Here is a 13,699-nt window from a genome sequence, read left to right on the forward strand (position 1 = left end):
CAGGAACTTCTTCACCGGCGGTAAATGACTCGCCGTGATCGCCTGTTCTGGTCCACCCTGTGCTCGTGGACACTAAGAGACTTTCCCCCGACGACGAGGTCGGGTGTGCGGACGCCGTGGCGTTGATGACCGCCGCCGAGAAGGTTGACTGCCCAGAGTCGTTGCAGCCGACCCCACGCGGCTACGCGGCCCACCTGAAGTACGGCTGGGACGGCAACCCCGGCAAGGCCTATCTGGCGCGCGACGATGACGGCGTCCTGGTGGGCCAGGTCACCGTCCACCTGCCGACCTACGACAACACCCACCTGGCGTGGTGCGGGGTGGACGTCCATCCCGATCACCGTGGCCGCGGCATCGGCGGAGAGCTCGTCGGGTACGCCGAGGAACTGGCGCGGGGCGCCGGGCGGACCTCCATGGGCCTGAGCCAGTGGGACCTGCCGAAGGCGGACGCGTTCGCCCGGCGGCACGGGTTCGAGCGCAAGGCGATCGAGGTGAACCGGCGGCAAGACATCGCCGGCCTCGACTGGACCGTCGTACAGAGGCTGTACGACGAGGCGGTCCGGGCATCATCCGGCTACGAGCTGGTCCGGGTGACCGGTCGCCTGCCCGAGGAGATGCTCGAGGACATGGTCGCGCTGACCGCCTCGATCAACGATGCGCCGAAGGACGACCTCGATATCGAGGACGACGAGTTCAGCCCGGAGCGGTTGCGCGCCTACGAAGAGGCCCAACTCGCGCACGAGCGGACCGTGTACCGGGTGATCGCCCGCGAGCGCGCCACCGGAGCGCTGGCCGGGCACTCGACAGTCACGGTGGAGCGGGAGCGTCCGCACATCGGCGAGCAGCACGACACCGCGGTCGACCGGGCACACCGGGGTCACCGCCTCGGGGCGCTGGTGAAGACCGGGATGCTGCTCTGGATGCGCGAGGCCGAACCGGCGCTGGCGCAGCTGGACACGTGGAACGCCGAGTCCAACAACCACATGATCGCCATCAACGAGCAGCTCGGCTACCGCATCGTCGCCCGCGCGATGTCTTACCAGAAGGCGCTCTGACGGCGCTGCTCCGAGTTGCTAGAGCGGCTCGACAACGGTGACCGACAGTTGGTTGCTGACGGTGAAGCCGAGGCTCTCGTAGAGCCGGATGGCGTTGACGTTGGTGCTACTGGCGTGCAGGAACGGGCGGTTGCCCTCGGCTTCGATGCCGGCGGCAACCGCTCGCGTCAGCCGGCCGGCGAGCCCCTGACCCCGGTACCTCGGATCGGTGCAGACGGCGCTGATCTCTACGTACCCGGGCGGGCGGAACCGCTCGCCGGCCATCGCGATCAGGTCGCCACCACGACGCAGGCCGAGATACCCACCCAGCTCGATCGACCGGGACCGGAACGGCCCCGGGTCGGTGAGAGCCGCCAGGGCGACCATGTCCGCGAGGTCGTCGGGACCGAGCCCGACGGCATCCGGGTCGACGGCGCCGAACGACTCCGGCGCCACCAGCTGCACGACGTCGAAGAGGCGGACGACCTCGAAGGGATCGGGAACCGGCAGCTTCGGGCGCATCAGCGCGGCGCTGTTCCCGGTGCCGACCAGCGCCGCCGCGTCCGCCCAGTCCTGGTCGGTCACGTCATCCGGCAGCCCGAGGAAGGGCGCCACCTCCGCCGGGTAGCGACGGGCCCGCCCCTTGACCTCGGCCAGACCGGCGTGCGCTCCGGCGAGCGCGTGGTACGCCGGGTTGATCGGCACGTCCATCAGAAGCCGAGTTTGCGGAGGTGCTTGGCGTCGGTCTGCCAGTTCTTCGCGATCTTCACGTGCAGGTCGAGGTAGACCGGTGTCCCCAGCAGGGCCTCGATCTGGCGGCGGGCGTTCGCGCCGACCTCGCGCAGCCGGGCGCCCTTGTGCCCGATCACGATGCCCTTCTGGCTGTCCCGCTCAAGGTAGATGTTCGCGTAGATGTCGAGCAGCGGCTTGTCGTCCGGACGGTCCTCGCGCAGACCCATCTCGTCGATGGTGACGGCGATCGAGTGCGGCAACTCGTCCCGGACGCCTTCCAAGGCGGCCTCGCGGATCAGCTCGCCGACCAGGATCTCCTCAGGCTCGTCCGTGACGTCGCCGTCCGGGTAGAGCGGCTGGCCGGCCGGCAGCAGCTTCACCAGCTCGTCGGCGACCGTGTCGACCTGGTACCCCGAGGTGGCCGACACCGGGACGACGGACGCCCACTCGATGCCGACGGACTCCCCCAGCGTCTGGATCTCGGACAGGTGCTCGACCATCCGCTCGGGCGAGACCAGGTCCGCCTTGGTCGCCAGCGCCACCTTCGGGGTCTTGGCCACCTTGGCGGCCTCGGTGACCAGGAACCGGTCGCCTGGGCCGATCCTGTCGCTGGCCGGCAGGCAGATCCCGATCACGTCGACCTCGGCCCAGGTCGTCTTGACCACGTCGTTCAGCCGCTCGCCGAGCAGCGTGCGCGGCTTGTGCAGACCGGGGGTGTCGACCAGGATCAACTGCGCGTCGGGGCGGTGCACGATGCCCCGGACCGCGTGCCGGGTGGTCTGCGGCTTCGACGAGGTGATCACGATCTTCTGACCGACCAGCGCGTTGGTCAGGGTGGACTTGCCCGCGTTCGGCCGGCCGACGAAACAGGCGAAACCGGAGCGGAACTCGCCGCCGGTCGCCGGGGACTGCTCAGGTGTGGACGACATCACGAACCTCTCCGTTGCCATTGGCAACGACTACCGGAAGAGCGGCGCCGCCGAAGTAGCGGACCACCTCGACATCGACCTCATCGGCCTCGGTGACCACCGCGGCGGCCTCGATCCCCTGCACCCCTGACGATACGGCCATCGCCACCGCGAGCTGCAACGCGCTCAGCCGGACGGTGTCCAGCTGCACGGTGCAGGCGGCGTACGTGCGGCCGTCGGTGTCGCGCACCGAGGCGCCCTCCGCGGCCCGGGTGCGGGCCCGGGCGGCACGCGCCAGGGTGACGAGCTTGGCGTCCTCGGCCGGGAGGTCAGCGGACAAAGGTCACATCCTTCGGAATCGCGGTCATGGGTGTCAGCGGTCTGGGGTGTCGGCGGTCTGGGTATCGGCGGTCTTGGGAGTCAGGCGGTCTGGTGGTTGCTGTCCTGCGACTGGTCGGCGAGCTCTCCGCGCCGGACCAGCACGGTACCGACCTGGTTGCGGCGACCGGACGGCCGCTCCGCGGTGAGCGAGAGCCCGAGGCCCTCGATCTCGACCTGGGCGCCGGGGATCGGCACCTTGCCGAGCAGCTTCGCCATCAGCCCGCCGACGGTGTCGACGTCGTCATCGTCCAGCGGTACGCCGAACAGCTCGCCGAGCTCGTCGATCGGGAACCGGCTGGAGACCCGGTACGCCCCGTCGGACAACGCCTGCACCGCTTCCGGCGCCTCGTCGTACTCGTCGGTGATCTCGCCGACGATCTCCTCCAGGATGTCCTCGATGGTGACCAGGCCGGCGGTGCCCCCGTACTCGTCGACGACCATCGCGACGTGCATCCGGGCCGCCTGCATCTCGCGCAGCAGCTGGTCGACCGGCTTGGAGTCGGGGATGTACATGCAGGGCCGCATCACCGACTCGACCCGCTCGGTCGACTCCGACTGCGCGTTGTCGTAGACGCGGCGCATCACGTCCTTCAGGTAGACCACCCCGAGGATGTCGTCCAGCGACTCGCCGATCACCGGGATCCGCGAGTAGCCGCTGCGCAGTGCGAGCGAGGTGAGCTGGCGGAGCTTCTTGTGCCGCTCGATGTAGACCATGTCGGTCCGCGGCACCATCACCTCGCGGACGATGGTGTCGCCCAGCTCGAAGACGGAGTGGATCATCCGCCGCTCGCCGGACTCGATCACCGACGACTGCTCGGCCAGGTCGACCAGCGCCCGCAGCTCGGCCTCCGTCGCGAACGGGCCGGCCGCGAAGCCCTTGCCCGGCGTGAGCGCGTTGCCGATCAGGATCAGCAGCTTCGGCAGCGGCCCGAGCACGCTGGTCAGCGCCATGATCGGGCCGGCCGAGAGGATCGCGAACCGGTCGGAGTGCTGCCGGCCGAGCGTGCGGGGAGCGACGCCGATGATCACGTACGAGACGACGACCATCACCACCGAGGTGATCAGGATGTGCTGCCAGGTCACCGTGAAGACGTTCGACAGCGCCTGGGTGACCAGCACGATCGCGGTGATCTCGCAGGTCAGCCGGACCAACAGCAGCGTGTTCAGGTAGCGCGGCGCGTCGGACAACAGGTCGCGCAGCTTCACCGCGCGCAGGTTGCCCTGCTCGACCTGCTCGTTCGCCCGCACCTTCGAGTACGACGAGAGCGCGGCCTCGGCGCCGGCGAACAGGCCCGCGAGCAGCACCAGCACCGCGGCCACTACCAGCAGAACGCCGTCGTCGTAGGTCACTGGGGAATCATCCCTGTCCGAGCCTGTGAGTCCCTGGGTGTCACTGTCCGAGACTGTTTCCCGGTGCACGCCATGCTTCCAGCAGGCGGCCCTGGACGTCCCACATCTCTGCCTTCTCGGCCGGTTCGGCGTGGTCGTAGCCGAGCAAGTGCAGAATGCCGTGCACCGTCAGCAGTTCGAGCTCGGCCCAGGTGCCGTGGCCGGCCTTCGCGCCCTGCGCGGCGGCGACCGTCGGGCAGAGCGCGATGTCACCGAGGTGGCCGAGCGGAGCATCAGAGTCGTCCTCTGAGTCTCCAGTGCCCGGCCGGAGCTCGTCCATCGGCCACGACATCACGTCGGTCGGTCCCGGCAGGTCCAGGAACTCGACGTGGTAGCGCGCCATCGTGTCCTCGTCGACCAGCTTGATCGACAGCTCGCACTCCGGGTGCAGGCGCAGCGACGACATCACGAAGCGACTCAGCCGCATCAGCCCGTGTGCGTCGATCTCGACGCCGGACTCGTTGTTGACCTCTACGTTCATCTCTTGAGCTCAGCGTCACTTTCGAACGATTCGTACGCCGAGACGATCCGCCCGACCAGCTTGTGCCGGACGACGTCGTGCGAGGTGAGCCGGCAGAAGGTCAGGTCCTCGACGCCCTCCAGGATGTCCTGGACCACGCGCAGCCCCGAGTTCGTCCCGGTCGGCAGGTCCACCTGGGTGACGTCGCCGGTGACGACCATCTTCGAGCCGAAGCCGAGCCGGGTGAGGAACATCTTCATCTGCTCCGGCGAGGTGTTCTGCGCCTCGTCCAGGATGATGTAGGCGTCGTTCAGGGTCCGGCCGCGCATGTAGGCCAGCGGTGCGATCTCGATCGTGCCGGCCGTCATCAGCCGCGGGATCGACTCCGGGTCGAGCATGTCGTGCAGCGCGTCGTACAGCGGCCGCAGGTACGGGTCGATCTTCTCCGACAGGGTGCCGGGCAGGAATCCCAGCCGCTCACCGGCCTCGACCGCCGGCCGGGTCAGGATGATCCGGTTGACCTCCTTGGCCTGCAGCGCCTGCACGGCCTTGGCGACGGCCAGGTAGGTCTTGCCGGTACCGGCGGGGCCGATGCCGAAGACGATCGTGTTCTTGTCGATGGCGTCGACGTAGCGCTTCTGGTTCAGCGTCTTCGGCCGGATGGTGCGGCCACGGCTGGACAGGATGTTCTGGGTCAGCACGTCCGCGGGGCTCTCGACCGTGGCGGCCTTGATCATCGCGATGCTGCGCTCGACCGAGTCCGCGGTCAGCCCGTGGCCGGTCCGCACGACCGCGATCAGCTCGTCGATCAGCCGCTCGGCCAGGGCCAGCTCGGCCGGCTCGCCGTTCAGCGTGATCTCGTTGCCGCGGACCATGATGTCCGCGTCGAACTCCTTCTCGACGATCCGGAGGAACTCGTCCCGGGCTCCGAGCAGGGCCACCATGTCGATGCTGTTCGGCACGACGATCTTGTGGGACGCCTTGTGACCTGCGTCTGCTGCGCTGCGGTCAGCGCGCGCCGCAGTCGGGTGCGACGGCTCGATACTGCGTGGCCTGGACAGCCTTTCCTCCTGATGCCGGGGTGTTCGTGTCCGACCATGCTAGCCGCCCGCTCCGACAGCACCACCCGATAAACCGCCGCGCACCCCCGGCGAGCCCCCGCCGGGACCGCACCGGGGGAAGTCGAACTCGTCGGCGTGGGTGTTCCTCCCGTCGTGGATTCCGACCAGATACCCGGGCGTGAACACGTGGAGTGACTGCACGAGCTGTCGGGTCCCCCTCGTAAACCGAGTCCTCCCGCCGTGCTGCCTCATCCTGCCTCGCCGACCATCTGGTGGGGGGTCAGAGATGTTGTCAACCTGGAACGCCGCCTCCGCGTCTCTGTCACGTGGCACAACCGGCTGTGGTGTATGACGAGTGCGTGGCACATGAGTCCTCGTGGGATGCAGACGAGGCGCTGACGGCTGTCTATACGGCGCACTACACGTCGTTGGTCCGCCTCGGCGCCTTGTTGCTGCGTGACACCGGCGCGGCCGAGGAGATCGTGCAGGACGCCTTCGTGGCGATGCACGGCCGCTGGCACCGGCTGCGCGACCCGCACAAGGCCCTCGCCTACCTGCGCACCGCCGTGGTGAACCGCTGCCGGTCCCGGCAGCGGCACCTGGTGGTGGTGGACAAGCACACACCACGCACGCTGCCGGACGAGCCCAGCGCGGAGCAGGCGGTACTGCGGACCGCGGAGACGGACAGGGTGATCGAGGCGATGCGGACGCTGCCGGAGAAGCAACGCACCGTGATGGTGCTGCGGTACTACGGGGATCTCTCGGAGGCGGAGATCGCCGACACGATGGGGATCAGCCGGGGATCCGTGAAGAGCCATGCCGCGCGGGCGACGAAATCGCTGCGCCAGGTCCTGGAGCAGAGCTTATGAACGATCACCCTGACGACCGGTTCGACGAGCTGATGCGCCGGGCACTGGCCGAGGAGGCCGACCGGATCGAGCCGGCTGACGGACTGCACGAGATCCAGGCCCGCGTCCGGGACCAGCGCAAGCCGGTCAACCGGAGGCCCTGGGCGTTCACCGTCGGCGCCGCCGTGGTCGGCACTGCCGCGGCGATCGGCGCGTTCGCGGTGCTCGACGACAACACCCGGAACGCCGACCAGCCCGAGGTCGCCGGAAGTCCCAGCACGACGGCCAGCGCGACGATCGAGCCGAGCACCCAGGCCTCCGCCAGCCCGTCGGCCCCACCCACCTCGATGCCGTCCGCCAAGCCGTCGCAGACGGTCAACTCGTCCACCGAGCCCCCGAAGACAGCCGGCGTCCCCGAGCCCGAGGTCAAGGCCAGGGCGGTCCCGGTCTACTGGGTCGGCAAGACCGTCGGAAACGACACCGGGGCCGGCGTGCGGCTCTACCGGACCTTCACCTGGATCAGCGGTCAGCCGACCCTGGAGGCGGTCCGGACGATGACCAGCGAGAAGGCCTCCGACCCGGACTACTACTCGCCCTGGATCGGCTCGGTCGTCAGCTCCGTGACGAAGTCCGACGACGACCTCGTCACGGTCGACTTCAAGCTGCTGCCGCGGGCGAAGCTCGACCCGGCCGCTGCGAACATCGCCACCCAGCAACTCGTCTACACGGTGCAGGCCGTGCTCGGTGACTCCAGCAGGAAGATCCTGGTGACCGAGCAAGGGCGAGCCACCCGGGAGCTGTTCGGCCAGACCTTGTCCGGGCAACCGCTGAGCCGCGCTCAGGCAATGGACGTCCAGGCGCTGGTGTGGATCGAGTCTCCCGAGCAGAAGGCGACGGTCCGGAGCCCGGTCACCGTGCGCGGTACCGCCGCGGCGTACGAGGCCACGGTGAACTGGCAGGCGACCAACCTGAAGACCAAGACGGTCGTGAAGAACTACACGAACACCAAGGAGGGCCAGAAGTTCTCCCCGTTCACGTTCACCACCAAGCTCGCCCCAGGCGAGTGGCAACTCGAAGTCTTCATGCTCTCCGGCGAAGACGGCCACATCACCGACACCGACTCGAAGATCATCTTCGTGAAGTAGCCGTCGAGCGGTTCAGTGGGTGAAGGTGAACAGGGTCCGGCCTGGTTCGAGGGGGTGGGGGGCCGTGGTGAGGCGGTTGGTGCCGACTGACCACCCGACGTTGTCGGGGGCGTCGAAGGAGAGTTCTTCGAAGCCAGCGTCGGTGAACCAGGCGCGGATGGTGTCGCGGAGGTCGGGCTCGTGGCGGCCGCGGGTCCAGATGACCGTCGCGCCCGGGGTGCACAGCTGCGGGAGAGCACGGACGGTGCGTTCTACGTCCGCCGGGACGATGTTGCCGAAGACGCCGCAGAACAGCACCAGGTCGGCCGGTACCGCGTCGGCGTAGCTGTCGATCGCGGCCGCGTCACCCTCGATCACCTCGACGCTGGTCAGGCCGTTGGCCGTGGCTGCCGCGCGGGCGACCGCGACGTTGCGGGGGTCGAGCTCGACCAGCCGAGCAGTTACCCGGTCGCGGGCGGGATGGGTCGCGAGCACCTCGATGAGATCGCGGCCCTGGCCCGCGCAGGCGCTGATCGAACGGATCGGGCCGTCCGGCCGGGCGTCGAGATGCGCACGGATGCTCCGCTGGACCGATCTCAGCCGACCGCTCAGGTCGGACGTCTCGTCCTCGTACGGCGTGTGCCACTCCAGCCAGTCCGTCGAATCCATCCAGGTCCTCCTCGATACCAGCGCGAGTCCAACGTGGGTCAGTTCCCTGCGGTGAGTCAGGTCCAGCGGGAGCGGGCGAGGAGTGCTGCCGCGGCGGCCACGCCGGCGGTGGAGGTTCGCAGGACGGAGTCGCCGAGTCGGACCGGGTCCACCTCGAAAGCCTCCAGCTCAGCGGGCGAGATGCCGCCCTCGGGACCGACGACGATGACGACGTCGCCCTCGGCCGGGACCTCCAGAGACGCCAACGGCACCTTCGCCTCCTCGTGCAGCACCACCGCAAGGCCGGCTGTTCCGACGAGCTCGGCGACCTCCGCGGTCGAGGCGATCGGCGCCACCTCGCAGAACCACGAGCGCCGGGACTGCTTGCTGGCTTCGAAGGCCCAGGCCTGCCATTTGGTCAGCGTCTTCGCCACCCGCTCGGGATTGGCGCGGAACTGGCTGCGCTCCGCGTTCCACGGGACCACCACGTCCGCGCCGACCTCGGTCAGCATCTCCACCGCGAGCTCCGCCCGCTCCCCCTTCGGCAGCGCCTGGACGACCACCAGTCGCGGGCTCGCCGGAGCGACCTCGCCGCGGTGATCCACGGCGACGGTCAGCCCGGTCTTGGAGGCAGCCGTCACCGACCCTTCCGCGAAGGACCCGCGCCCGTCCGTCAGACGGATCCGCTCGCCCGGTGCGATCCGTCGTACGACGGCCGCGTGGCGACCCTCGCCGCCGTCCAGCACCAGTTCGGAGCCGGACAGGTCAGGCAGGTAGAAGACGGCGAGTCCCATCGTCGCGCGGCCGTAGGCGTTTTCAGTGCGCGCCGAAAGCGTCGCGCAGGCGTCCGAAGACACCCTTGTGCGCGGCCTGGACCTGACCCTGCGGACGCTCCTCACCGCGTGCCTCGGCGAGTTGCTTCAGCAGCGCGGCCTGGGAGTCGTCCAGCTTGGTCGGGGTCTCCACGATCACCTGCACGATCAGGTCACCGCGACCCGCGTGCCGGAGCCGGGGAACACCCCGCGCGGTCAGCGTCATCGCCGTACCGGACTGGGTGCCGGGGCGGATCTCCAGCGGAGTGGTCTCGCCCTCGAGCGTCGGCAGGTCGATCGTGGTGCCGAGCGCGGCCGCGGTCATCGGCAGCGTGACCGTGCAGTGCAGGTCGTCACCGCTGCGGGTGAAGATCTCGTGCTGCTCGACCTCGATCTCGACGTACAGGTCGCCGGCCGGGCCGCCGCCGGGGCCGACCTCGCCCTGGCCGGACAGCTGCACCCGGGTGCCGCTGTCGACGCCACCGGGGATCTTGACGGTGACGGTACGGCGGGAGCGGACCCGCCCGTCGCCGGCGCACTCGACGCACGGGTTCGGGATGGTCGTACCGAAGCCGCGGCAGTTCGGGCAGGGACGCATCGTCCGGACCTCGCCGAGGAACGAGCGCTGGGTGTGCGTCACCTCGCCGCGTCCGTGGCAGATGTCGCAGGTGACCGGCTCGGACCCGGCGGCCGCGCCGGATCCCGAACAGGTCGGACACAGCACGGCCGTGTCGACCTTCAGCTCGCGGGTGGTGCCGAAGGCCGCCTCGCCGAGGTCGATCCGCAGCGGGATCAGGGCGTCCTGGCCCCGCCGGGTGCGCGGCCGCGGACCGCGGGTCGCCCCGCCGGTCTGGCCGAAGAAGGCGTCCATGATGTCGGTGAAGGTGAACGCCTGGCCGAAGCCGGCACCGCCGGGACCCCCTCCTGCCGCGCTGGCGAAGGGGTCGCCGCCGAGATCGTGCAGCTGCCGCTTCTGCGGGTCGCTCAGCACCTGGAACGCGCGGCCGATCTCCTGGAACTTGTTGTGCGCGTCCTCGGAGTCGTTGACGTCCGGGTGGTACTGGCGGGCCAGCTTGCGGTAGGCCTTCTTGATCTCGTCCGGTGAGGCGTCACGGCTGACGCCCAGGACGGCGTAGTAATCGGTGCTCATACTCCAGACCAAATGTCGGTGGTAGTCGTCATGAGTCGGCCAGGATCTGGCTGACGTAACGCGCGACGGCGCGGACCGCGCCCATCGTGCTCGGATAGTCCATGTGGGTCGGGCCGACGATGCCGAGCGTGGCCAGCGCCTCCGACTTCGACCCGTACGCGGTCGCGATCACCGAGGTGGTGGCCAGTTCCTCGTACGGGTTCTCGTGCCCGATCCGCACCGTCAGGGTCTGCGGGTGCGTCGCCTCGCCGAGCAGCTTGAGCAGGATCACGTGCTCCTCGAGCGCCTCCAGCACCGGCTTCACGTTGCGCTCGAAGTCGTCGCCGTAGCGGGTCAGGTTGGCGGCGCCGCCGACCGCGATCCGCTGCTCGCCGTCATCGCTGAAGGCCTCCAGCAGCGACGTCACGATGGCGGCCACCAGCGGCCGATCGGACGGCGGGAAGGTCTCGGTGACGTTCGCCAGCGAGGTCGCCGCGTCGGTCAACCGCTGGCCGACCAGCGCGGTGTTCATCCGGGAGCGCAGGTCGGCGATCAGGTGCTCGTCGACGTCGTGCTGGGTCTCCACGATCCGCTGCTCGACCCGCCCGGTGCTGGTGATCAGCACCAGCAGCAGCCGCCGCGGCGTCATGGTGACCACCTCGACGTGCCGCACGCTGGACCGGGTCAGGGTCGGATACTGCACGATCGCGACCTGCCTGGTGATCTGCGCCAGCAGCCGGACGGTACGGCGGACCACGTCGTCCAGGTCGACCGCACCGGCCAGGAAGGACGAGATCGCCTTCTTCTCGGCCGGCGACAACGTCTTCACGGTGCTCAGCTTGTCCACGAACAGCCGGTAGCCGGCGTCGGTCGGGATCCGGCCGGCGCTGGTGTGCGGCTGGGTGATGTACCCCTCCTCCTCCAGCGCGGCCATGTCGTTGCGCACGGTCGCCGGGGAGACGCCGAGGTTGTGCCGGTCCACCAGGGACTTCGAGCCGACCGGCTCGTGGGTGGCCACGTAGTCCTCGACGATGGCCCGGAGCACGTCCAGTTTGCGTTCGTCCAGCACGTGCACCACCCTCTCTCCACGTCGACACCGGTACCCAGCGCAGGGCATCCCACTGAGGGCACCCTTGGCACTCCCGCGATTCGAGTGCCAGTCTACCGAGCCGTAGCGACACCTACTCCCGCGTAGCGGCGTGGGACGCGTCTCAGACGCGCGCAGGAGTCGTCTCAGGCCGACTCGGGAGACGCCCCCAACGGTACGGCGGCCGGGCGGTCGACCGTGCTCGCCACGTCCACGGGCTGATCCTGGGCGGCCGCCTCGAGCAGCGACTCCAGTACGTCGAGCACGTGGTACGCGAGGGCTCCGTTGGCCCGGTGGTCGCCACCGGTCCGGATCGCGCGCGCCATGTCGGCCACACCGACGCCCCGGCCAGCCCCCGCGTAGCCGCCGGCTACCGGGAGTTCCGTCCAGTCACGGGCGGTCGCGGTGGCGATCTCCACCTTGCCGTCGAAGTTGTTCGGGTCTGGCACCGACAGACTGCCCTCGGTCCCGTGCACCTCGATCCGCGGCAGTCGCGCGGCCCACACGTCGAAGCTCATCAGCACCGTCGTCAGCGCACCCGACTCGTGCTCGAGGATGCCGGTCACGTGGGTCGGCACCTCCACAGGGAAGGTCTCCCCTGCTCGCGGACCGGTGTGGACCTTCCGCTGCTCATGAGCACGCCCAGCCCGCCCAGTGACCCGGCGTACCGGTCCGAGCAGCGTCACCAGGCTGCTGACGTAGTACGGGCCCATGTCGAGCAGCGGACCGCCACCGGGCTGGTAGTAGAACTCAGGAGCCGGGTGCCACAGCTCGTGCCCAGGCGTGACGAACGAAGCCGTCGCAGCGGTCGGTACGCCGATGTCGCCCCGGTCGAGGGCGGCTCGTGCGGTCTGGGTCCCCGTGCCGAGCACAGTGTCCGGAGCGCAGCCGATCCGGAGGTTGCCGGCGGCCGCGAGCTTCAGGAGCGGCTCAGCCTCGGCACGATCAACCGCGAGCGGCTTCTCGCCGTACACGTGCTTGCCCGCCTGCAGGGCGGCCTGATTCACCGAGGCGTGGGCCGCGGGAATGGTCAGGTTGAGGACGATGTCGACCTCGGGGTCGGCCAGCAGGTCCTCGGATGACAGCGCCCGGATGCCCTGGTGCTGGTCGGCGATCGCCTGGGCCCGGCTGAGGTCCAGGTCGGCGACCGCGACCACGTCGACGCCGGGCAGCTTGGCGAGGTGGTCGAGGTAGGTGCCGCTGATGACACCGGTGCCGACGATGCCGATGTTGGTCACTTGCTCGCCCACAGCAGTCCCCGTTCGATGATGGTGCGGACCTCGGGCACGTCCAGGTCCTCGAGGCTGTGGCCCGGCGTACAGACGAACACCTTGCCCGTACCCCAGGTGCGGGTCCAGACGGCCGGCATCGTCGCGCCCTCGATCCACGGGAAGTCCGGGTGCGCCCGGAAGGTGGTGGTCGCGAGCACGTTGTTGGTCGGGTCCGCGTGCACGTAGTACTGCTCGGTGTGCAGGTCGAAACCGGTGATGCCCTCGACGATCGGGTCGTCGGCCACCACCTCGATCCGGTGGTCGACGAAACCGCCCGGGTGCGAGACGAACTGGCCGCCGGTCATGAAGCTGTAGTCGCTGTTGCTGCGGAACGAGTCGACGATGCCGCCGTGCCAGCCGGCCAGCCCGGTGCCCGCGCGCACCGCGGCCTCGAGTCCCTTGACCTGCTCGTTGGTGATCTCGCCCATGCTGATGCACTGCAGCACCAGGTCGGTGCCGTCCAGGTCGAGGTAGCTCTCGGTGCTCTCGGAGACCACGACCTCGAAGCCGTTGTCCCGCAGGAACGGGATGAACAGTTCGGTCGCCTCGGCCGGCTTGTGCCCGTCCCAGCCGCCTCGTACCACCAGTGCCCGTCGTGTCGTCACGCCGTCCGCCCTTCGCGTCGTTCCGGAAGATGAGCCCGGCGATCTCAGAGATCGGATGAATCACCGTCGCCTAGGCGACCCTAGGCGGCCGGACCGGGCCCTTCAAGTCCCGTCCCGACGACTGGATAGGGCTTACCGGTGTGATCGCCGGGCCGGGTCCACCGCGGTCTCCTCCTCGACGGCATCCCCAAGGACCTGCTCCGCCGCGGC

At 69.3% G+C, this 13,699-nt stretch carries 15 protein-coding genes; 3 read left to right on the top strand and 12 right to left on the bottom strand.

Features of this window, described 5'->3' with window-relative positions; genetic code table 11:
* Positions 1–65 precede the first annotated feature (65 nt).
* A complete protein-coding gene (locus tag ACFPJ1_RS26670; RefSeq protein ID WP_380107994.1) occupies positions 66–1,055 on the top strand; it encodes a GNAT family N-acetyltransferase in 990 nt (329 codons plus the stop codon).
* Positions 1,056–1,073: 18 nt separating this feature from the next.
* Here the strand turns inward: ACFPJ1_RS26670 and ACFPJ1_RS26675 are convergent, their stop codons facing one another.
* From ACFPJ1_RS26675 to ACFPJ1_RS26700, 6 genes are all read right to left on the bottom strand, one after another.
* Positions 1,074–1,745, bottom strand: coding sequence for a GNAT family N-acetyltransferase (locus tag ACFPJ1_RS26675; protein WP_380107996.1), 672 nt, complete (start codon positions 1,743–1,745; stop codon positions 1,074–1,076).
* Entirely contained in the window at positions 1,745–2,695 is a 951-nt protein-coding gene (era, locus tag ACFPJ1_RS26680; protein ID WP_380107998.1) for a GTPase Era, read from the bottom strand. Before era ends, ACFPJ1_RS26675 begins: the two co-directional genes overlap by 1 nt.
* Positions 2,679–3,014: a cytidine deaminase gene (locus tag ACFPJ1_RS26685; protein ID WP_380108000.1), complete on the bottom strand. Its 336-nt coding sequence runs from the start codon at positions 3,012–3,014 to the stop codon at positions 2,679–2,681. Before ACFPJ1_RS26685 ends, era begins: the two co-directional genes overlap by 17 nt.
* An 80-nt stretch (positions 3,015–3,094) precedes the next feature.
* Positions 3,095–4,405 carry a hemolysin family protein gene (locus tag ACFPJ1_RS26690; RefSeq protein ID WP_380108003.1) on the bottom strand — a complete coding sequence of 437 codons (1,311 nt, stop codon included), beginning with the start codon at positions 4,403–4,405 and terminating at the stop codon, positions 3,095–3,097.
* 40 nt (positions 4,406–4,445) lie between these two features.
* Positions 4,446–4,925, bottom strand: a complete 480-nt coding sequence (gene ybeY / locus ACFPJ1_RS26695) for an rRNA maturation RNase YbeY (RefSeq protein WP_380108004.1) — start codon at positions 4,923–4,925, stop codon at positions 4,446–4,448.
* On the bottom strand, positions 4,922–5,848 hold the full coding sequence (locus ACFPJ1_RS26700) for a PhoH family protein (RefSeq protein ID WP_380108154.1): 927 nt from the start codon (positions 5,846–5,848) through the stop codon (positions 4,922–4,924). The genes ybeY and ACFPJ1_RS26700 overlap by 4 nt, the downstream gene beginning before the upstream one ends.
* A 476-nt stretch (positions 5,849–6,324) precedes the next feature.
* On the opposite strand from ACFPJ1_RS26700, the gene ACFPJ1_RS26705 reads away from it, so the two are divergent.
* The gene (locus tag ACFPJ1_RS26705; RefSeq protein ID WP_380108006.1) at positions 6,325–6,834 is read left to right on the top strand and encodes a SigE family RNA polymerase sigma factor; all 510 of its coding nucleotides are present in this window, start codon (positions 6,325–6,327) and stop codon (positions 6,832–6,834) included.
* Positions 6,831–7,958 (top strand): Gmad2 immunoglobulin-like domain-containing protein, encoded by a 1,128-nt coding sequence (locus ACFPJ1_RS26710; RefSeq protein ID WP_380108007.1) that lies wholly within the window; start codon positions 6,831–6,833, stop codon positions 7,956–7,958. Before ACFPJ1_RS26705 ends, ACFPJ1_RS26710 begins: the two co-directional genes overlap by 4 nt.
* A 12-nt stretch (positions 7,959–7,970) precedes the next feature.
* On the opposite strand, the gene ACFPJ1_RS26715 is transcribed toward ACFPJ1_RS26710, so the two are convergent.
* The 6 genes from ACFPJ1_RS26715 to ACFPJ1_RS26740 all read right to left on the bottom strand — a co-directional run bounded on the left by ACFPJ1_RS26715 (position 7,971) and on the right by ACFPJ1_RS26740 (position 13,489).
* The gene (locus tag ACFPJ1_RS26715) at positions 7,971–8,606 is read right to left on the bottom strand and encodes a methyltransferase domain-containing protein (RefSeq protein ID WP_380108008.1); all 636 of its coding nucleotides are present in this window, start codon (positions 8,604–8,606) and stop codon (positions 7,971–7,973) included.
* 56 nt (positions 8,607–8,662) lie between these two features.
* Positions 8,663–9,379, bottom strand: a complete 717-nt coding sequence (locus ACFPJ1_RS26720; RefSeq protein WP_380108009.1) for a 16S rRNA (uracil(1498)-N(3))-methyltransferase — start codon at positions 9,377–9,379, stop codon at positions 8,663–8,665.
* Positions 9,380–9,401: 22 nt separating this feature from the next.
* A complete protein-coding gene (gene dnaJ / locus ACFPJ1_RS26725) occupies positions 9,402–10,547 on the bottom strand; it encodes a molecular chaperone DnaJ (RefSeq protein ID WP_380108011.1) in 1,146 nt (381 codons plus the stop codon).
* Positions 10,548–10,575: 28 nt separating this feature from the next.
* Positions 10,576–11,595, bottom strand: a complete 1,020-nt coding sequence (hrcA, locus tag ACFPJ1_RS26730) for a heat-inducible transcriptional repressor HrcA (RefSeq protein ID WP_380108155.1) — start codon at positions 11,593–11,595, stop codon at positions 10,576–10,578.
* Positions 11,596–11,759: 164 nt separating this feature from the next.
* A complete protein-coding gene (locus tag ACFPJ1_RS26735) occupies positions 11,760–12,863 on the bottom strand; it encodes a Gfo/Idh/MocA family protein (protein WP_380108013.1) in 1,104 nt (367 codons plus the stop codon).
* Positions 12,848–13,489: a ThuA domain-containing protein gene (locus tag ACFPJ1_RS26740; protein ID WP_380108015.1), complete on the bottom strand. Its 642-nt coding sequence runs from the start codon at positions 13,487–13,489 to the stop codon at positions 12,848–12,850. The genes ACFPJ1_RS26735 and ACFPJ1_RS26740 overlap by 16 nt, the downstream gene beginning before the upstream one ends.
* Between the last annotated feature and the right edge of the window lie 210 nt (positions 13,490–13,699).

It is taken from the genome of Kribbella qitaiheensis (genome assembly GCF_042657745.1).
In the GTDB taxonomy this organism is placed as follows: domain Bacteria; phylum Actinomycetota; class Actinomycetes; order Propionibacteriales; family Kribbellaceae; genus Kribbella; species Kribbella qitaiheensis.